The sequence below is a fragment of the Streptomyces sp. 3211.6 genome (assembly GCF_003634815.1).
In the GTDB taxonomy this organism is placed as follows: Bacteria; Actinomycetota; Actinomycetes; order Streptomycetales; family Streptomycetaceae; genus Streptomyces; species Streptomyces katrae_A.
Genome location: NZ_RBXC01000001.1, coordinates 3037551 through 3056538 on the forward strand (window position 1 = coordinate 3037551; position 18988 = coordinate 3056538).

An 18988-nucleotide genomic window follows, 5' to 3' on the forward strand; every position below is an offset into this window, starting at 1 on the left:
TGTGGGAACCCAAATGATCGATCATCTAGGTGATGTTTCCCACCGGTATACGTCCGGCGAGCCTGGCGGCGACCGCCGTGAACCTCCTGCCTGCGGAAACCGTACGGACCGCCTGCCCGAGGGCCTTGCGGGACCCGACGAGGACGACGAGTTTCTTCGCCCTGGTCACGGCCGTGTAGAGCAGGTTCCGCTGGAGCATCATCCAAGCCCCGGTCGTGACCGGGATCACGACCGCCGGATATTCACTCCCCTGGGAGCGGTGGATGGTGACGGCGTAGGCGTGCGCCAGCTCGTCCAGCTCGGCGAACTCGTAGCCCACCTCCTCGTCCTCCTCCGTACGGACCGTCAAGCGCTGCTCGTCCAGGTCGATAGCGGTGACCACACCGACGGTGCCGTTGAAGACGCCATTGGCACCCTTCTCATAGTTGTTCCTGATTTGGGTGACTTTGTCACCAACCCGGAAAACCCGGCCGCCGAACCGCTTCTCGGGCAGGTTCGGCCGGGCCGGGGTGATGGCCTGCTGGAGCAGCCCGTTGAGGTGGCCCGCACCGGCCGGGCCGCGGTGCATGGGCGCCAGCACCTGGACGTCGCGGCGCGGGTCGAGCCCGAACCGGGCGGGGATCCGGCGGGCCGCGACGTCCACCGCGAGGACCCCGGCCGCCTCGGTGTCCTCCTCCGGGAAGAGGAAGAAGTCCGGCAGGCCGTCGGTGATGGGCGCCGCCCCCGTGTTGATGCGGTGGGCGTTGGTGACCACGCCCGACTGCTGGGCCTGCCGGAAGATCCGGGTGAGCCGGACGGCGGGCACCGGCCCGCCCTCGGCGAGGAGGTCCCGCAGCACCTCTCCCGCACCGACCGAGGGCAGCTGGTCCACGTCGCCGACCAGCAGCAGGTGCGCCCCCGGGGCCACCGCCTTGACCAGCTTGTTGGCGAGCAGCAGGTCCAGCATCGAGGCCTCGTCGACCACGACCAGGTCCGCGTCCAGCGGCCGGTCCCGATCGTACGCGGCGTCCCCGCCGGGTTTGAGTTCGAGCAGCCGGTGCACGGTGGAGGCCTCGGTCCCCGTGAGCTCGGACAGCCGCTTCGCCGCCCGGCCCGTGGGGGCGGCGAGGACCACCTTGGCCTTCTTGGCCCGGGCCAGCTCCACGATGGAGCGCACGGTGAAGGACTTCCCGCAGCCCGGCCCGCCGGTGAGGACGGCGACCCGGCGGGTCAGCGCCAGCCGCACCGCGTCCCGCTGCTCGGGGGCGAGGGCGGCTCCGGTCCGCCCGGCGAGCCAGCCCAGGGCCTTCTCCCAGTCCACGTCCTGGAAGCCGGGCATCCGGTCCTCCTCGGCGCTCAGCAGCCGGCGGACCTGGCCCGCCAGCGAGAGTTCGGCCCGGTGGAAGGGGACGAGGTACACGGCGGTGAGGGGGTCGGGGCCGCCCTGGGGATCGGGCACGGCCTCCCGGACCACCCCTTCCGGATCGGCGGCGAGCTCGGCCAGGCACTCGATGACCAGCCCCGTGTCCACCTGGAGCAGCTTCACCCCGTCGGAGATGAGCCGTTCCTGGGGGAGGAAGCAGTGGCCCTGGTCGGCGGACTGGGACAGCGCGTACTGGAGGCCGGCCTTGACCCGCTCGGGGCTGTCGTGCGGGATGCCGACGGCCTGGGCGATGCGGTCGGCGGTCAGGAAGCCGATGCCCCAGACGTCGGCGGCGAGCCGGTAGGGGTGGTTCTTCACCACCGAGATGGAGGCGTCCCCGTACTTCTTGTAGATGCGCACGGCGATGGAGGTGGAGACCCCGACGCCCTGGAGGAAGACCATGACCTCCTTGATGGCCTTCTGCTCCTCCCAGGCGGCTCCGATCAGCTTCGTCCGCTTGGGGCCCAGGCCCGGCACCTCGATCAGCCGCTTCGGCTCCGCCTCGATGACGTCGAGGGTGTCCAGCCCGAAGTGCTCCACGATCCGGTCGGCGATCCGCGGCCCGATGCCTTTGATCAGGCCGGAGCCCAGGTAGCGCCGGATGCCCTGGATGGTGGCGGGCAGGATCGTCGAGTAGTTCTCGACGCTGAACTGTCTGCCGTACTGCGGGTGCGAGCCCCAGCGGCCCTCCATCCGCAGGGACTCGCCGGGCTGCGCGCCCAGCAGCGAGCCGACGACGGTCAGCAGGTCGCCCGCGCCCCGGCCCGTGTCCACCCGGGCGACCGTGTAGCCGCTCTCCTCGTTGGCGTAGGTGATGCGCTCCAGCACCCCCTCGACCACCGCCAGTTGCACCACCCCGTTGTTCTGCATGGCACGAAGCTACCGTCCCGCGCCGACAGCCGGCCCGGCCTGTGGACGAACGAAAGGGGGTCCGGCCTCACGGCCGGACCCCCTCACGGTTACCCCTCCCTCGTCGGACTTCCCGCTCCCCCCGGATCCCCTCCCGGAAGTCCCGACGCACCATACGACCCGCGCCCGGCCCGAAGGGTTGCATGCGGAATCACAGCTTTACCTTTCCGTTGCAGACGGTGCCTTCCGGGTCGCTCTGAGATGCCGATAAATCCCCTCACACGTAGCGTTCCAGGCATGAGCGAATCTTCCATCCAGGACGACGTGATCCACGAACTCGGCGACGACGGACTCCAGGAGATCGCCGGTCTGCTCGGCACCGACACCACCGGCGCCCGCGAGACCGTCGCGCACACCGTCGGAGCGATGACCGGCGGCCTCCAGGAGAAGGCCGAAGGCGGGGACGACGAGGTCCGCCAGGCGTTCGCCGAGGTGGTCCAGCCGCCCCTCCAGGGCGTGGCCACCCTCGGCGGCGGCCTCGGCGGCCTGCTGGGCGGCGGGATGATGGCCGGGGTGCTGAGCAAGGTGAGCAGGCCGGTCGCCGAGGCGGTGTCGAAGAAGACGGGTGTCCCCGCCACGACCGTCTCCCGGGTCATCGAGCTGCTCATCCCCGTCCTGCTGGCCGTCTTCGCCAAGCGCGCCGCCGCGAACAAGGGCGCCGGCGCGCCGACCGCCGGAGCGCCCGCCCCGGGCGCCGCCCCCGCGGAGGGCGGCGGCCTCGGCGACCTGCTGGGCCAGATCCTCGGCGGCGGCAAGAAGTAGCGACCGGCGGCGGCCCGTGGCGCACTAGCGGGCCGCCCCCACCGCAGGGGCGGAAGCACCCTCGGCCGCCGCCGCGCGCCGCTTCCCGCGCGCCGGGGCCAGCGAGGTCAGCCCCACGCCGCCGACCAGCAGCACCGCCGCCAGCCAGCGCGGCCCCGAGACCGGCTCCCCCAGCACCAGCGCGGCCGAGGACATCCCGAACACCGGTACCAGCAGCGAGAACGGCGCCACGGCGGAGGCCGGGTAGCGGCGCAGCAGGTAGCCCCAGGCGCCGAAGCCGAACACCGTGGACACCCAGGCGACGTAACCGATCACGGCCACCCCGGACCAGTCCAGGGAGCGCAGCGCGGCCAGGTCCCGGCCGGGCCCCTCCAGCAGCAGCGACAGCCCCAGCAACGGCAGCACGGGGACGGTACACACCCACACCATGAAGTTCAGCGCGTCGGGCGGGGCGGCCTTGCGGGTGAGCACGTTGGACACGCCCCAGCAGGCGGCGGCCGCCACGACCAGCGTGAACCCGGTCGCCGGGCCGGACAGGCCGGTGTCCACGGCGGCGACGGCGATCCCGGCCAGCGCCACGGCCATGCCCAGCAGCCGCACCCGCCCGGGCCGCTCGCGCAGCACGGCGGCGGCGAGGACGGCGGTGAACACGGCCTGGATCTGGAGCACCAGCGAGGACAGCCCGGCCGGCATCCCGGCGGCCATGCCCGTGAACAGCAGCCCGAACTTGGCGATGCCCAGGGCCACGCCCACCCCCACGACCCACTTCCAGGCGACCTTGGGCCGCCCCACGAAGAACACGGCGGGCAGCGCGGCGACGAGGAAGCGCAGCGCGGACAGCAGCAGCGGAGGGAAGTGGCCGAGACCGATCTGGATGACGACGAAGTTGAACCCCCAGACGGCGGCGACGAGTACGGCGAGAGCGGTGTGTACGGGACGCATGACCCGAGCATCCGCCCGCCCCACCATGTAGCACCAGCGCGCATTCCTTCCGGGATGGATGAAGGATTCCTTACGATTGCCCGCCCACACCCCCTACGATGGCCGGATGCTCGACCTGCCCCGGCTGCGCGCCCTGCACGCCGTCTCCGTCCACGGCTCCGTGGCTGCCGCGGCCGCCGCCCTGGGCTACACCCCCTCCGCCGTCTCCCAGCAGATCGGCAAACTCGAACGGGAGACCCGCACCACCCTCCTGGAGCGGCGCGGACGCGGGGTCGCCCTCACCGAGGAGGCCCGCCACCTGGCCGAGACCGCCCAGGAGTTGCTGGCGATCGTCGAGCGGGCCGAGACCACCCTGGAGGAACGGCGCGGCCGCCCCAGCGGGCTGCTGACGGTGGCCGCCTTCGCCTCCGCGGCGCGCGGACTGCTCCCGGGCGTCCTGGCGGACCTGGCCGGCCGCCATCCGGCGCTGGACGTACGCCTGACGGAGGTGGACCCCCACCTCTCGGTGGACCTGGTGGCCCGGGGCGTCACCGATCTGGCGGTGGCCCACGACTGGGACATCGCCCCGCTGCCCGCCCCCGAGGGCGTGGAGCAGGCACTGATCGGCGACGACCGCTGCGACCTGGTGGTGCCGGCCGGGCACCCCTTCACCGCCCGGCGGCTGGTCCGGCGGGCGGACCTCGGCGGGCAGCGGTGGGTGTGCCAGCCGCCCGGCCGGGTCTGCCACGACTGGCTGGTGCGGACCCTGCGCACGGCCGGGTTCGAGCCGGACGTCGCGCACATGGCCGAGGAGAACCACACCATCGTCGCCCTGGTCGCCGCCGGGCTCGGGATCGCCGTGGTGCCCCGGCTGGGCACCGGGCCGCTGCCGCCGGGCGCGGTGGCCGTCCCCCTGGAGCCGGTCCCGGTGCGCCGGCTGTACGCCCTGTGGCGGACGGGCGCGTCCCGCCGGCCGGCGATCACCGAGACCGTCCGCACCCTCCAGGAGCACTGGCCGGCCGTGTCCGGCCTGCTTCCGGGGGACGCCGAGGGTGTCCCGGGGACGCGGGGCGCGGACCGGGAGTAGGGTCCCGGGGGTGCCGTACCACGCCTCCCGCCGGGCCCTGCTCGCCGCCGCGGCCATGGCCGCCGCCACGGCCACCGGCGCCGCCTCCTCCACCGTGGGCCCCCGCCGCACGCCTGACGACCCACGTCCCCCCGGGGCTCCGCCGGGCCGCCGCCCGGACCGGGAGCGGCTGCGCGCCCTGACGGCCTCCATGGAGCTGCCCGAGCTGGTGGGCCAGCTGTTCGTGTCCCGTGCGTACGGGCACTCGGCGACCGACCCCGACCCGGCCGACGCGGACCTGAACCGGGCCCAGTTCGGGGTGCGCACCGCCGCCGAACTGGTGGCCCGCTACCACCTCGGCGGGATCGTCTACTTCGCCTGGGCGCACAACACCCGCTCCCCGCAGCAGATCGCCGCCCTCTCCAACGGCCTCCAGCGGGCCGCGGCCGGCTCCGGCGCCGGGATCCCGCTGCTGCTCTCCGTCGACCAGGAGCACGGGGCCGTCGCCCGGATCGGCCGGCCGGCGACCCTGCTGCCGGGCGCGATGGCGCTCGGCGCGGGCGGCTCCCCCGCCGACGCCCGCCGGGCGGCCCGGCTGGCGGGGACGGAGCTGGCCGCGCTGGGCATCCGGCAGGACTACGCCCCGGTGGCCGACGTGAACGTGAACCCGGCCAACCCGGTGATCGGCGTCCGCTCCTTCGGCTCCGACCCGGAAGCGGTGGCGGAGCTGACGGCCGCCCAGGTGCGCGGGTACCAGGCGGCGGGGGTGGCCGCGACGGCGAAGCACTTCCCGGGCCACGGGGACACCGAGACCGACAGCCACGTCGGGCTGCCGGTGATGCGGCACAGCCGCGCCCAGTGGGAGGAGCTGGACGAACCCCCCTTCCGGGCGGCGGTGGAGGCGGGCGCGGACGTGGTGATGACGGCGCACATCGTCTTCCCCGCGCTCGATCCCTCGGGGGACCCGGCGACCCTCTCGCGGCCGATCGTGACCGGCATCCTGCGCGAACGCCTGGGGTTCCGCGGGGTGGTGGTGACCGACGCGCTCGACATGGCCGGGGTCCGCCAGAAGTACGGGGACGACCGGGTGCCGGTGCTGGCCCTCAAGGCGGGCTGCGACCAGCTGCTGAACGCGCCCGACCTGGGGCTGGCGTACCGCAGCGTGCTGGCGGCGGTCGGGTCGGGCGAGCTGACGCGGGCGCGGATCGAGGAGTCGGTGCTGCGGATCCTGGAGGTCAAGGCGCGCCGGGGGCTGTTCGAGGACCCGTACGCCGACGAGGGCCGGGTGGACGCGGTGGTGGGCACCGGGGAGCACCTGGAGGCGGCCGACGCGATCGCCGCCGGTACGACCACCCTGCTGGCCAATCCGCGCGGGCTGCTCCCCCTGGACGCGGCGTCCGGACCCCGGCTGCTGGTGACGGGCGCCGACCCGGCCTCCCCCACGGGTACGACGGGACCCCCCACCGAGGTCCTGGCGCGGGAGCTGACGGCCCTGGGCTGCCGGGCGCAGTCCCTGCCCGCGGAGCGGGCGGTGGCGGCCGCGCCGGGCCACGCGGCGGTGGTGGTGTGCACGTACAACGTCCCGGAGGGGGAGAGTCCGCAACGGACGCTGGTGGCGGACCTGGTCGCGACGGGCGTCCCGGTGGTGCTGGTGGCGGTCCGCAATCCGTACGACCCGGCCCGGCTGCCCGCGTGCGCGGCCGAGGTGGCCACCTACACGTGGACGGACGTGGAGGTGCGGGCGGCGGCCCGGGTGCTGACGGGGGCGCGGCGGCCGGCCGGCCGCCTGCCCGTCCCGGTTCCGGGCCGCTATCCGCTGGGCCACGGGCTGGGGTACTGAGGCACCCCGGCCCGCGGCCCGGTGGGACCGCCGCGCTACGGCCGCAGCGAGTCGTGGCGCAGGTCGGTCCGGTCGAGCTCCGGGTCCGGGGCGGCCAGGGGGGCCGCCTGCGCGGCGGCCTTGGCCGTGGCCGTGCCGGAGGCGCCCGCGGCGGGGGCCACTCCGGCCCACTGCTGGATCCGTGCGGTGGCCAGGGCCCTCTCGCCGTCCTGGAGCTTGGCGACGTTGGCCCCGTGGTTGGCGCCCGGTGCGATCATCACGTAGCTGTCGGTGGCCCCGTAGCCGATGTGGAAGGGCTCGGCGCCCCACGGGTCGTTCTGCCCGTACACGAACAGCATCTGGTGGGCGTTGTTCTTCACCCAGTTGTCCACGTCCGCCATGGCCCCCGGCCGGAAGGTCATGGGGATGTCGCGCGGGACGAAGTCGCGCGGCGGCTGGTAGCCGTAGCGGCTCAGGTTCCCCAGCCAGGGCTGCTTGATGTCGGGCGAGCCGAGCTGGGTGCCGGCCTGGTAGTAGTACGGGGTGAACGTCTCCAGGCCCTGGTCGGTGTAGGCCGAGAAGCCCGAGATGGTGTCGACGCTGTCCCAGATCTGCTGGTCCGTCGCGGTCTTGGCGTCGGGGACGGTCCCGCAGTCGGAGAGCAGGCTGTACTGCCAGAAGGCCCAGGTGTAGTCGAGGACGACGGCCTCGAAGGCCTTGTCCAGGCTGCCGACGGTGTTGAAGGTCCAGCCGCTCGCCGCGGCGGCCTCCTTGTACTTGGCCTCCAGCGGCTCCCGGCGGACCAGGGCCTCGCGCTGGACGGCGGCCAGCTTGTCGCGGCACTCCTTGGTGCCGACCTTGGTGAAGAACCGGTCGTAGGCCGAGTCCTCCTTGTTGACGACGTCGTTCGGCGCGACGTAGGCGACCACGCCGTCCATGTCGCGCGGGTAGAACCGCTCGAAGTACGTCGCCGTCATCCCGCCCTTGCTGGCGCCGGTGGCGAGCCAGTTCTTGGAGTAGATCTTCTTCAGGGCGGTGTAGATGCGGTGCTGGTCGCTGGCGGCCTGCCAGATGTCGAGCTTCGACCAGTCCGCCGGGTCGGGGCGGGACGGGTTGAAGAATCGATACTCCATGGACACCTGGTTGCCGTCGACTATGGTCGTCGGCTCGGCCCGGCGCGGGTTGGTGTTGACGTTGTAGCCGGAGGTGTAGAACACGGTCGGCCGTGACTCGTCCTTGTGCAGCAGGGTGATCCGCTGCTTGAAGGTGCCCTTCCACGGCTGCCGGTGGTCGATCGGCTGCTCGTAGTTCAGCACGAAGAACCGGTAGCCGGGGTACGGCTTCTCCTCGATCAGGCTCATGCCCGGGATGGCGAGGATCCGGTCCTTGATGTCCGCGGTGGCGCCCTGCCCTGCGGTGGTCGGCGCGGCGGCGGCCGGCTCGGCGGCGGTGGCCGCCTGAGCCGTCAGGCCGGCCGAGCCGAAGGTGCCGATGAGCACCGCGAGCGGCAGCAGCCGGCCAAGCGTCTTGCGCATGCACTCTCCCCATTCGGTCCACTGGTGGTCGCCGTGAACCTAGCGGGGTCAACACGCCCGTGAACAGTACCGGTTGGGCCGCTGCTTCAGCACAGGATCCAGCCGGACTCCACGGATCCGGCCGCGACACCGCCCTTTACGTACACACACCGGTTGATCGCGGCGACGGTGACGGGGCCCGCGTAGCGGGTGAATTGCCCCGCATCGCCCACGGGAACCCCACCGCGCGGCTGAACGCTGACCGCGAGGTGGCGGCGTGCCCCGGGGTGCAGGGCGACGTTGACCGCGCAGACCTGCGTCCGGCTCTTGTACACGCGCACCTCGGCGTCCGGCAGCGGCAGCGTCCGGACCAGTTCGCCCGGGCAGCCGCCGGTGGCGGCCGCCGCCTGCGGCGCGGCGGCGAACACCCCGCCCGCGGCCAGCCACAGTGCGGCCCCGACCACCCCGAGGGAGACCCCCCGCCGCCGCGCCTTCCGCGCTGTCCACCCCTGAGACACCCTGACCCCCCGATCGGTCGTACGTAACACGTACTGACGTACGTACGACGCGCCGGACCACCGGAAGGTTGCACTACCCTGGGCGATCGACCGCATGCTCACCGTAGTCACGAAAGGCGTCCTCCCATGACGACCACCGACCTGCTCGACCGGAAGCTGGAGCGTGCGTTCGCGCACCTGGACGCGGACGACAACGGCGTGATCGACGAGAAGGACATGATCGCCCTCGGCTCCCGGCTGCTGACGGCGCTGGCCGAGCCCGCCGACTCACCCAAGGCGGCCGAGGTGTTCCGCGGGCTCACCGACTTCTGGGTGGACCTCTTCAACGAGCTGGGCGTGGGCCAGGACCAGAAGCTGACGCCGCAGCAGTACCGGGACGGGATGACCCGCCTCTACAAGGACGGCGGCCCGGCCTACGAGAAGTCCTTCCGGCCGATGATGAAGGCGATGCTCACGGTCGTCGACACCAACGGGGACGGGCACATCAGCCCGGAGGAGTTCCACAAGGCGCAGCTGGCCTTCGACACCAGGCTGGAGCCCGCCGCCGCGGACGCCCTCTTCGAGCGGATCGACAAGAACCACGACGGCTACCTGTCGGTGGACGAACTCCTCGACGCGGTACGCGAGTACTACACCGGTGAGGACGAGGACGCCCCGGGCAACCTGCTCTTCGGCGAGCTCTGACACCCGGGGCGGCCTCCTGACGGGTCCGCTACGCGGCGGCGGCCGGCTCGTCCTCCCCGGCGAAGGTCCGCCACAGCAGGGCGTAGCGGCCGCCCCGGGCCAGCAGTTCGGCGTGGCTGCCGTCCTCGACGACCCGGCCGCGCTCCATGACCACCACCCGGTCGGCCCGGGCCGCGGTGGTCAGCCGGTGGGCCACCACCAGGGTGGTGCGCTTGCCCGCCAGCCGGTCGGTGGCCTGGTTGACCTGGGCCTCGGTGGCCAGGTCCAGGGCCGCCGTGGCCTCGTCGAGCAGCAGCACGTCCGGGTCGACCAGTTCGGCACGGGCCAGGGCGATCAGCTGGCGCTGGCCCGCGGAGAGATTGCGGCCGCGCTCGCTGACGATGTGCAGGTAGCCGCCGTCGAGGGTGGCGATCATGTCGTGGGCGCCGACCGCGCGGGCGGCCGCCTCCACCTCGGCGTCGGACGCCTCCGGCCGCCCGTAGGCGATGGCGTCGCGGACCGTCCCCGGGAAGAGGTACGACTCCTGGGGGACGACCCCCAGCCTCTGGCGGTACCCCGTCAGGTCCAGCTCCCGCAGGTCGGTGCCGTCGGCGGTGACCCGGCCGGAGGTCGGGTCGTAGAACCGGGCCACCATCTTGACCAGCGTGGACTTCCCGGCGCCGGTCTCGCCGACGAAGGCGACGGTCTGCCCGGCGGGTATCCGCAGGGTGATGCCGCCCAGCGCCTCGCCCTGCTCGCCGCGCTCCTCGGCGGTGGCGTACGCGAAGCGCACGTCCTCGAAGGCGATCTCGCCGCTCAGGGAGGCGACCTCGCGGGGCGCGGCCGGGGGCGGGGTGGTGGTGGGCTCGCGCAGCAGGTCCTGGATGCGGCCGAGGGAGACGGTGGCCTGCTGGTAGCCGTCGAAGACCTGGGAGAGCTGCTGGACCGGGGCGAAGAACAGGTCGATGTACAGCAGGTACGCCACCAGCGCGCCGGTGGTGAGGGTGGCCGCCTCCACCCGCCCCGCGCCGACGATCAGCACGGCCGCCGCCGCGCCCGAGGACAGCAGCTGGACGAAGGGGAAGTAGACGGATATCAGCCACTGGCCGCGCACCCGCGCCTGGCGGTAGGAGTCGCTGCGCTCGGCGAAGCGGGTGGCGCCGGAGTGCTGGCGGCGGAAGGCCTGGACCAGGCGCAGCCCGGCGACGGACTCCTGGAGGTCGGCGTTGACCAGGCTGACCCGGTCGCGGGCGAGCTCGTACGCGGCGACCGACTTGCGGCGGAAGACGACCGTGGCGAGGACCAGTACGGGCAGGGTCGCGAAGACGATCAGCGCGAGTTCGAGGTCGAGGACGAGCAGGGCGATCAGGATGCCGAAGAAGGTCAGGACGGAGACGACGGCGGTGACCAGGCCGGTCTGCAGGAAGCTGGAGAGGGAGTCCACGTCGGTGGTCATCCGGGTCATGATCTTGCCGGTGAGCTCACGCTCGTAGTAGTCCAGGCCGAGGCGCTGGAGCTGGGCGAAGATCTTGACGCGCAGGGCGTAGAGCACGCGCTCGCCGGTGCGCCCGGTCATCCGGGTCTCGGCGAACTGCGCGGCCCACTGGGCGATCACGACGGCCAGGGCGAGGCCCGCGGCCGCCCAGACCGCTCCGAGGGCGGCCTTCTCCACGCCCTGGTCGATGCCGTGCCGGATCAGCACCGGCAGCAGGAGTCCGGCCCCGGCGTCGAGGGCGACCAGGCCGAGGCTGATGGCGAGGGGGGCCCAGAAGCCGTGCAGCAGCCGGCGCAGGCCGTAGCTGTCCTCGGCGGCCGCGGCCCGTTCCTCGTCCACCTCGGGCCGGTCGTCGGCCGGCGGGAGGGCTGCGACCTGCGCGAGCAGTTCGGGGGTGGCGCCCGGCGCGAGCTCTTCGGCCTTGTCCTGGCGCCGCCACAGCTCGGGGGTGACCCCGTCGGCCACGCGCCGCTTGGCGTTGACCGGCTCGGAGTCGATCTCGGCCTCCAGCTCGATGTCCCGCTCCAGGTCGCGCTCGAACTCGGTCATGGAGAGCGCGTCGGGGGTGCGCGGGGAGCCGGCGCCCAGGGCCTCGGGGTCGGTCAGCAGGCGGCGGTAGAGGGCGCAGCGGCGTTCCAGTTCCTCGTGCGTGCCGATGTCGGCGAGCCGGCCGGCGTCCAGGACGGCGATCCGGTCGGCGAGGGCGAGGGTGGAGCGGCGGTGGGCGATCAGGAGGGTGGTGCGGCCGGCCATGACGGCGCGCAGGGCCTCGTGGATCTCGTGCTCGACGCGGGCGTCGACGGCGGAGGTGGCGTCGTCGAGGAGGAGGAGCCGGGGGTCGGTGAGGAGGGCGCGGGCGAGCGCGATCCGCTGGCGCTGGCCGCCGGAGAGGGTCAGGCCCTGTTCGCCGACCTTGGTGTCGTAGCCCGCGGGGAGGGCTTGAATGAACGATTCCGCTTGGGCCGCGCGGGCGGCGGCGCGGATCTCCTCGTCGGTGGCCTCGGGGCGGCCGTAGGCGAGGTTGGCGCGGATGGTGTCGGAGAAGAGGAACGAGTCCTCGGGCACCAGGCCGATGGCGGCGCGCAGCGAGTCGTACGTCAGCTCGCGCACGTCGTGGCCGCCGACGCGCACGGTGCCGTGGTCGGCGTCGTAGAAGCGCGGCAGGAGCAAGGAGACGGTGGACTTGCCGGAGCCCGAGGCGCCGACCACGGCGACGGTCTCGCCCTCGGCGACGGTGAGCGAGAACCCGTCGAGCACGGGCCGCTCGGGGTCGTAGCCGAAGCGGACGTCCTCGAACGCGACGGTGGCGGGCGCGTCGGCCGGCAGCTCCCGCGTCCCCTCCTCGATCACCGGCTCGGTGTCGATGAGCTCGAAGACCCGCTCGACGCCCGCCCGGGCCTGCTGGCCGACGGTCAGCACCATGGCGAGCATGCGGACGGGGCCCACCAGCTGGGCGAGGTAGGTGGAGAAGGCGACGAAGGTACCGAGGGTGATGTGCCCCCGGGTGGCCAGCCAGCCGCCGAGGGCCAGCATGGCGACCTGGCCGAGCGCGGGAACGGCCTGGAGGGCGGGGGTGTAGCGGGAGTTCATCCGGATGGCACGCATCCGCCCGCCGAACAGCCTGCGGCCGGCCTCGCGGAGCTTGCCGGTCTCCTGCTCCTCCTGCCCGAAGCCCTTGACCACGCGGACCCCGGTCACGGCCCCGTCGACGACGGTGGCGACGGCGGCGGCCTGGCTCTGCGCGTACCAGGTGGCGGGGAAGAGCTTCTTGCGGCTGCGCTTGGCGATGAACCACAGAGCGGGGGCCATCAGCAGCGCGACCACGGTCAGCAGCGGCGACAGCCAGACCATCACGGCCAGGGATATCCCGAAGAGCAGGAAGTTGCCGATGGTCATGGGCAGCATGAAGAGCAGGCCCTGGATCAGCTGGAGGTCGCTGGTGGCCCGCCCGACGACCTGGCCGGTCGAGAGCTCGTCCTGGCGCCGCCCGTCGAGGCGGGCGATGGTCCGGTACATGTCGGTGCGCAGGTCGTGCTGCACGTCGAGGGCGAGGCGGCCGCCGTAGTACCGGCGTATGTAGGTCAGCACGTAGACGAGCAGGGCGGCGCCGACGAGCAGGCCCGCCCAGGGGGCCATCGCCTTGGTCTCGTCCCCGATGACGTCGTCGATGATGACCCGGGTGACGAGCGGCACGAGCGCCATGACGGCCATACCGGCCAGCGAGGAGCCGAGCGCGAGCAGCACGTTGAGCTTGTACCGCCAGGTGTAGGCGGCGAGCCGCCTGCCCCAGCCCTGTTTCTCGCCAGCCGCCGCCGTCACGTGGGTGCCTCCCCGTAGGTCCTGTCCTGCCGAGACCCCCAACGCTGCGACCGGCGGATTTCATCCCGCCGCAACAATTCGAACATCCGCGTACGGCGCCTCCGGCGCACTCCGGAAGCGCCCGGACGGGCTAGGCGGTGCCGGGTGCTGCCGGGCGCCCCACCCAGACCACCGGCTGGCCCGTGACGCGGGCGATCGTCTCGAAGTCCTTGTCGTGGTGGAGCAGGGTCAGACCGGCCAGCTCGGCGGTGGCCGCCACCATGAGGTCGACGGGCCCCGCACTGCGGTGCTCGCCCCGGTCGGTGAGCATCCGCTGTACGGCACGGGCGCGCTGGTACACGCCGTCGGGGACGGGGACCCAGTTGAACAGCTCCGTCAGCAGGTCTTCCTTGTCCAGCCGGTCGGCCAGGGAGCGCGCCGAGTAGAGGATCTCCAGCTCGGTGACCTCACAGATGCCGATCACCCCTTCGACGAGGTGGCGGCTGAGGGGCTTGCGGACGGCCGGGTCGGTCAGGATCCGGGCCACGGCCGACGTGTCGATGAGATGGGTGACCGGGCTCACCGCCGGTAGTTCTCCTTGTCCAGGAGGAGGTCGAAGTCCCCGCGTTCACCCATCTGGGCGAGCCGTTCCAGAGCCCGCAGACGGCGGTGCCTCTTGGCGACTTCGAGCAGCGCCGCGTTGACCGTGTCCTTCTTCGTCTTGGTGCCCAGTATCGACGCGGCCTCGGCCAGGGCTTCGTCGTCGACGTCGACGTAGAGGTTCGACATATATGCCTCCTGGGTTCGGCGCATATGAAGCATATGCCGCCTCGCCCGGAGCGGGCCACCGCTAGCCCAGGTGGGTCGGGGCGAACATCTTCAGGGTGGCCGGGAGGACCAGGACCGAGGGGCCGGGGGTGGCGAGGGCTTCGGCCAGGTCCTTGCGGAGGGTGGCCGGGGTGGTGGTGGCCGCCGGGATGCCGAAGGAGCCGGCCAGGGCGGTGAAGTCGGGGCGGGTGAGTTCGGTGGCGGTGGTGCGGCCGTCGAAGGCGTCCGTCATGTACTCGCGCAGGATGCCGTAGCCGCCGTCGTCCACGATCAGCCAGGTGACGTCGAGGTCGTACTGCTTCGCGGTGGCGAGGTCGGCGACGGAGTACATCGCGCCGCCGTCGCCGGAGACCGCGAGGACCGGGGTGCCCGGCTCCGCGACCGCCGCGCCGAGGGCCGCCGGGAAGGCGTAGCCGAGGCCGCCGGCGCCCTGGGCGGAGTGCATGGTGTTGGGGTGCCTGGCGTCGAAGGCCGACCAGGCCCAGTAGGACAGGATCGTCATGTCCCAGAAGGAGGGGGAGCGGGCCGGGAGGGCGGACCGGATCGAGGTCAGCAGCTCCTGCTCCAGGGTGAGGTCCTGGGCGGCGAGGCGGGCAGCGATGTCGGCCAGGACCGCACGGACCCGGGCGGGGGCGTCGGCGTCCTCGCGGGGTTCGACCGTCTCCAGGAGGGCCTGGAGGGCCAGGCGGGCGTCCGCGTGGATGCCCAGGGCCGGGTGGTTGGACTCCAGCTTGCCGAGGTCGGCCTCGATCTGGACGACCCGGCCGGTGGGGAAGAACGTGTGGTAGTTGGAGCTGAGTTCGCCCAGGCCCGAGCCGACGACGAGGAGGACGTCGGCGTCCTCCAGGAAGTCCGTCATGTGGCGGTCCTCCAGCCAGGACTGGAGGGAGAGCGGGTGCGTCCAGGGGAAGGCGCCCTTGCCGCCGAAGGTGGTGACCACGGGCGCGTTCAGGCGCTCCGCGAGCTGCCTGAGCTTGCCGGCGGCGTCGGCGCGGACCACGCCGCCGCCCGCGATGATCACCGGGCGGGAGGCCCGGGACAGCCAGTGCGCCGCCAGTGCGGTCAGCTCCGGGCGCGGGGCCAGTTCACGCGGGGTCGCGTCCATGCCGGTGACCTGCGGGATCACCGTCTCCGCGCGGAGCACGTCCTCGGGGATCTCCACCCAGACGGGGCCGTGCGGGGCGGTCAGGGCCGACTCCCAGGCCTCGGCGACGACGGAGGGGATCTGGGAGGGGGTACGGGCGATGTGGACGGACTTGACCACGTCACGGAAGGACGCGGACTGCTCGCGCAGCTCGTGCAGGTGGCCCCGCCGGCCCCCGCCCAGGCCCGGGGACGGGACCTGGGAGGAGAGGGCGAGGACGGGCGCGGAGGCGGCCGCCGCCTCCGCGAGGGCCGGCAGGGACATCAGCGCCCCCGGGCCGGTGGAGAGCAGGAGCGGGACCGCCTCGCCCGTGAGGCGGCCGTAGGCGTCGGCGGCGAAGCCGGCGTTGTTCTCCGTGCGCAGACCGACCAGGCGCAGGTCGGAGCGGCCGACGGCGTCGAAGAGGGCGAGCGCGTGCTGCCCCGGCAGACCGAAGACGGTCGTCGCGCCGAGGCCGCGCAGCGTCTCCACGACCAGGTCCCCGCCCGTGCGGCCCGGCGGCGGGGCCAGGGCGGCCGCCGTCTGGGCCTCGGTGGGGCGGAGAACCAGGTCGTGGTCGTGCGTCACGTGCTTGCGTGCCCTTCGTGCCGGTGCGCCGCCGCGCTGTGCTGCCGGGCCGCCGTGCCCGCCGGGTGCTACTTGGCCTTCGAGGCGGCGATCTGGCGGCTCATGATCGTGGTGAGCTCGTACGCGGTGTGCGAGGCCGCGACCGAGGTGATCTCGGCGTGATCGTACGCCGGGGCGACCTCGACCACGTCGGCGGAAACGAGGTTGCAGGACGACAGACCGCGGATGATCTCCAGCAGCTCGCGGGAGGTCATGCCGCCCGCCTCCGGCGTGCCGGTGCCGGGCGCGTGGGCCGGGTCCAGGACGTCGATGTCGATGGAGATGTACAGCGGGCGGTCGCCGATGCGCTGGCGCAGCTGGTCGGCGATCTCGTCGGCACCGCGGCGGTAGACGTCCGCCGAGGTCACGATGCCGAAGCCCATCTTGGCGTCGTCGTCCAGGTCCTGCTTGCCGTACAGCGGGCCGCGGGTACCGACGTGGGACAGCGCCTCGGTGTCGAGGATGCCCTCCTCGACGGCGCGGCGGAACGGGGTGCCGTGGGTGTACTCGGCGCCGAAGTAGGTGTCCCAGGTGTCCAGGTGGGCGTCGAAGTGCAGCAGGGCGACCGGGCCGTGCTTCTTCGCGACCGAGCGCAGGAGGGGGAGGGCGATGGTGTGGTCGCCGCCGAGGGTCATCAGACGGGAGCCGGAGGACAGGAGCTCGTCCGCGGCGGCCTCGACCGTCTCGACGGCCTCGTTGATGTTGAAGGGGTTCACCGCGATGTCGCCGGCGTCCGCGACCTGCGCCAGGGCGAACGGGGAGGCGTCCTGCGCCGGGTTGTAGGGGCGCAGGAGGCGGGAGGCCTCGCGGATGGCGTTGCCGCCGAAGCGGGCGCCGGGGCGGTAGGAGACACCGGAGTCGAAGGGCACGCCGACCACGGCGACGTCGGCGGAGCCGACCTCGTCCAGGCGGGGCAGGCGGGCGAAGGTGGCCGGACCGGCGTAGCGCGGGATGCGGGAGGAGTCGACGGGGCCGCGCGGCGTCTGCTCGGTGCTCATGGGGGGTGCCCTTCTGGTGGTCCTGCTGGTGCGGTCTTTCGAGCGTAAGCGTGCCGCGCGGGGGTGGGGAGGGTACGTTTCATCCATCTGGCCACGCCGAAATGTACGGAGTATCCATGGCCGACCTCCCGGTCCCCCCGCATCCCGGCACCGGGCCCCGGGCGGCGTCGTCCGCCCCCGCCGGGGAACCGATGACGCCGCCCGTGGGGCTGGCGGGGCTGCTCGGGGAGCGGGGGCTCGGGCTGCGGCACCTCGCCGGGCCGGCGGTGGCGGAGGTGCACGGGGTGCACGCCTCCGAGATGGCGGACCCGTCCCCGTACCTGCTGGGCGGCGAGCTGCTGCTGACGGCCGGGGCCGGGCTGGGGGACGCGGATGCCGGGGCGTACGTCGCACGGCTGGTGCGGGCCGGGGTGGCGGGGCTGGGCTTCGGCGTGACGCCGGTCCACGAGACGGTCCCGGCCGGTCTGGCGGAGGCGTGCGCGGAGTACGGGCTGCCGCTGGTGGAGGTGCCGCCGGGGACCCCCTTCACGGCGGTCGCCCGCACGGTCTGGCGGCTGATGGCGGAGGCCCGCACGCGGGAGCTCCGCCGCGTCACCGAAGCCCAGCAGTCCCTGGCGGCGGCCGCCGCCCGCCCGGACCCGGTCCCGTCGGTCCTCTCCCGCCTGGCGGCGACCCTGGGGGGCTGGGCGGCGCTGTGGGAGCCGGACGCGGCGGGCGCCGACGAAGGGGAGCGACCCGGCCCGGCGGGCCCGGGCTCCGGCCCTGCGGGTGCTGCCGTCGGCACGGCCCCTGCCCCCGGGCCAGCGGATCGGCGCCGGGGTACCGGAGCAGGGCCGGGGGCCGGTGCGAGCACGGCCGCCGGGGCCGGTGCCGCCGGTGGGGCGGGCGTCGGGCCCGAGCCGGCGGGCCGGCGAGCCGGGGCGGGCACGGGCGCGGCCGCCGGGGCGGGTGCTGCCGGTGGGGCGGGCGTCGGGCCCGAGCCGGCGGGCCGGCGAGCCGGGGCGGGCACGGGCGCGGCCGCCGGGGCGGGTGCTGCCGGTGGGGCGGGTGCTGCCGGTGGGGCGGGCGTCGGGCCGGGCTCCACTGCCGACGGTGGCGCGCCGGCCACCGCGTTCCGTCCGGCCAGGGCGGCGGCCGGGCCCGAGCCCGGGGAGGAGGTGCGTGCCGCCCTGGCGGCGCTGGCGCGGCGGGTGGTGCCGGGGAGTGCCGCGACCGCGACCGACAGCCTGGGAGGTACCCAGCTGGCCGCCTACGCGGTCGGTGGCGGCCGGGTGCTGGCCCTGGCCACCCCCGGCCGGGCGGCGGGCGACCACACCATCGCCTCGGTCGGCGCCGTGCTGCTGACCCTGCTCACGGCGAGCGGCCCGGCCGGCGCGGAAGCGGCCGCGCTGGCCCGTCTCCTGCTGGACGGCGACCCGGCCGCCGCCCTCACCCCGGGCCCCTGGTACGCCGTCCACGCCCGGGGCGGCGGGGACCCGCGGGCCCTCGCGGCGGCGCTGGGCACCGTGCTGCTGGACCCGCGCGGGGACGGCGTGCGCCTGATCACCGACCGGGAGCCCGGCCCGCAGCCGGGGTGGCGGCTCGGGGTCAGCGCCCCTGCCGCACCGGCGGAGCTGCGCACGGCCGACGCCCAGGCCCGCCGCGCTCTGGCCCGCGCCGAGGCCTCCCGCACCCCGCTGGCCCGCCACACCGACCCCGGCGTCACGGGCCTGGTCGGCGCAGCGGAAGCCCGCGGCCACGCCGAAGCGCTGCTGCGGCCCCTCTCCCCCGCCCTCAGGGAGACCCTGCGCGCCTGGCTGTCCCACCACGGCAGCTGGGACCGCACGGCGGCGGCCCTGGGGGTCCACCGGAACACCGTCCGCCAGCGGATCGCCCGGTGCACGGCCCTGCTGGGCGACGCCGACCTGGACGACACGGACACCCGGATGGAGCTGTGGTTCGCCCTGCGGTGGCTCGGTCCGGCACCGGACCGGCCCTCCGGGCCCCCCGGCTGACGGCGACCCGGTGCACGTACCGCGGCGACTCGGCCGACCCCGCCCCCCGGG

14 protein-coding genes are annotated in these 18988 nt (G+C 74.0%); 5 read left to right on the top strand and 9 right to left on the bottom strand.

All coding sequences use genetic code 11. The features are described from left to right. Positions 1-25: 25 nt before the first annotated feature. The gene (locus tag BX286_RS13900; protein WP_398898499.1) at positions 26-2272 is read right to left on the bottom strand and encodes an ATP-dependent RecD-like DNA helicase; all 2247 of its coding nucleotides are present in this window, start codon (positions 2270-2272) and stop codon (positions 26-28) included. Positions 2273-2548: 276 nt separating this feature from the next. Here BX286_RS13900 and BX286_RS13905 point away from each other — a divergent pair, with 276 nt between their 5' ends. Further along, positions 2549-3073, top strand: a complete 525-nt coding sequence (locus BX286_RS13905) for a DUF937 domain-containing protein (protein ID WP_079427074.1) — start codon at positions 2549-2551, stop codon at positions 3071-3073. 24 nt (positions 3074-3097) lie between these two features. Here BX286_RS13905 and BX286_RS13910 read toward each other — a convergent pair whose 3' ends face one another. Then, positions 3098-4015 carry an EamA family transporter gene (locus tag BX286_RS13910; RefSeq protein WP_121015053.1) on the bottom strand — a complete coding sequence of 306 codons (918 nt, stop codon included), beginning with the start codon at positions 4013-4015 and terminating at the stop codon, positions 3098-3100. A 106-nt stretch (positions 4016-4121) separates the two neighbouring features. On the opposite strand from BX286_RS13910, the gene BX286_RS13915 reads away from it, so the two are divergent. Continuing rightward, on the top strand, positions 4122-5081 hold the full coding sequence (locus tag BX286_RS13915) for a LysR family transcriptional regulator (RefSeq protein WP_079431727.1): 960 nt from the start codon (positions 4122-4124) through the stop codon (positions 5079-5081). 55 nt (positions 5082-5136) lie between these two features. Continuing rightward, entirely contained in the window at positions 5137-6900 is a 1764-nt protein-coding gene (locus BX286_RS13920; RefSeq protein WP_121017638.1) for a glycoside hydrolase family 3 protein, read from the top strand. Between the two features lie 35 nt (positions 6901-6935). Here BX286_RS13920 and BX286_RS13925 read toward each other — a convergent pair whose 3' ends face one another. Continuing rightward, positions 6936-8414 (bottom strand): S28 family serine protease, encoded by a 1479-nt coding sequence (locus BX286_RS13925; protein ID WP_079427078.1) that lies wholly within the window; start codon positions 8412-8414, stop codon positions 6936-6938. 86 nt (positions 8415-8500) lie between these two features. After that, positions 8501-8857 carry a hypothetical protein gene (locus tag BX286_RS13930; RefSeq protein ID WP_237292834.1) on the bottom strand — a complete coding sequence of 119 codons (357 nt, stop codon included), beginning with the start codon at positions 8855-8857 and terminating at the stop codon, positions 8501-8503. Positions 8858-9037: 180 nt separating this feature from the next. Between BX286_RS13930 and BX286_RS13935 the strand changes: the two genes are divergently transcribed. Continuing rightward, positions 9038-9595, top strand: a complete 558-nt coding sequence (locus tag BX286_RS13935; protein ID WP_079427084.1) for an EF-hand domain-containing protein — start codon at positions 9038-9040, stop codon at positions 9593-9595. 28 nt (positions 9596-9623) lie between these two features. Here BX286_RS13935 and BX286_RS13940 read toward each other — a convergent pair whose 3' ends face one another. The 5 genes from BX286_RS13940 to speB all read right to left on the bottom strand — a co-directional run bounded on the left by BX286_RS13940 (position 9624) and on the right by speB (position 16943). Then, positions 9624-13388 carry an ABC transporter ATP-binding protein gene (locus BX286_RS13940; RefSeq protein WP_121015054.1) on the bottom strand — a complete coding sequence of 1255 codons (3765 nt, stop codon included), beginning with the start codon at positions 13386-13388 and terminating at the stop codon, positions 9624-9626. Positions 13389-13518: 130 nt separating this feature from the next. Then, a complete protein-coding gene (locus BX286_RS13945) occupies positions 13519-13950 on the bottom strand; it encodes a PIN domain nuclease (RefSeq protein ID WP_121015055.1) in 432 nt (143 codons plus the stop codon). Beyond that, the gene (locus BX286_RS13950; RefSeq protein ID WP_079427092.1) at positions 13947-14156 is read right to left on the bottom strand and encodes a type II toxin-antitoxin system VapB family antitoxin; all 210 of its coding nucleotides are present in this window, start codon (positions 14154-14156) and stop codon (positions 13947-13949) included. The genes BX286_RS13945 and BX286_RS13950 overlap by 4 nt, the downstream gene beginning before the upstream one ends. Positions 14157-14217: 61 nt before the next feature. Beyond that, a complete protein-coding gene (locus BX286_RS13955; RefSeq protein ID WP_121015056.1) occupies positions 14218-15906 on the bottom strand; it encodes a thiamine pyrophosphate-binding protein in 1689 nt (562 codons plus the stop codon). A gap of 68 nt (positions 15907-15974) precedes the next feature. After that, a complete protein-coding gene (gene speB, locus BX286_RS13960) occupies positions 15975-16943 on the bottom strand; it encodes an agmatinase (protein ID WP_045951081.1) in 969 nt (322 codons plus the stop codon). A gap of 116 nt (positions 16944-17059) precedes the next feature. On the opposite strand from speB, the gene BX286_RS13965 reads away from it, so the two are divergent. Then, complete coding sequence (locus BX286_RS13965) at positions 17060-18937, top strand: PucR family transcriptional regulator (protein ID WP_261993417.1); 1878 nt, start codon at positions 17060-17062, stop codon at positions 18935-18937. Positions 18938-18988: the final 51 nt, after the last annotated feature.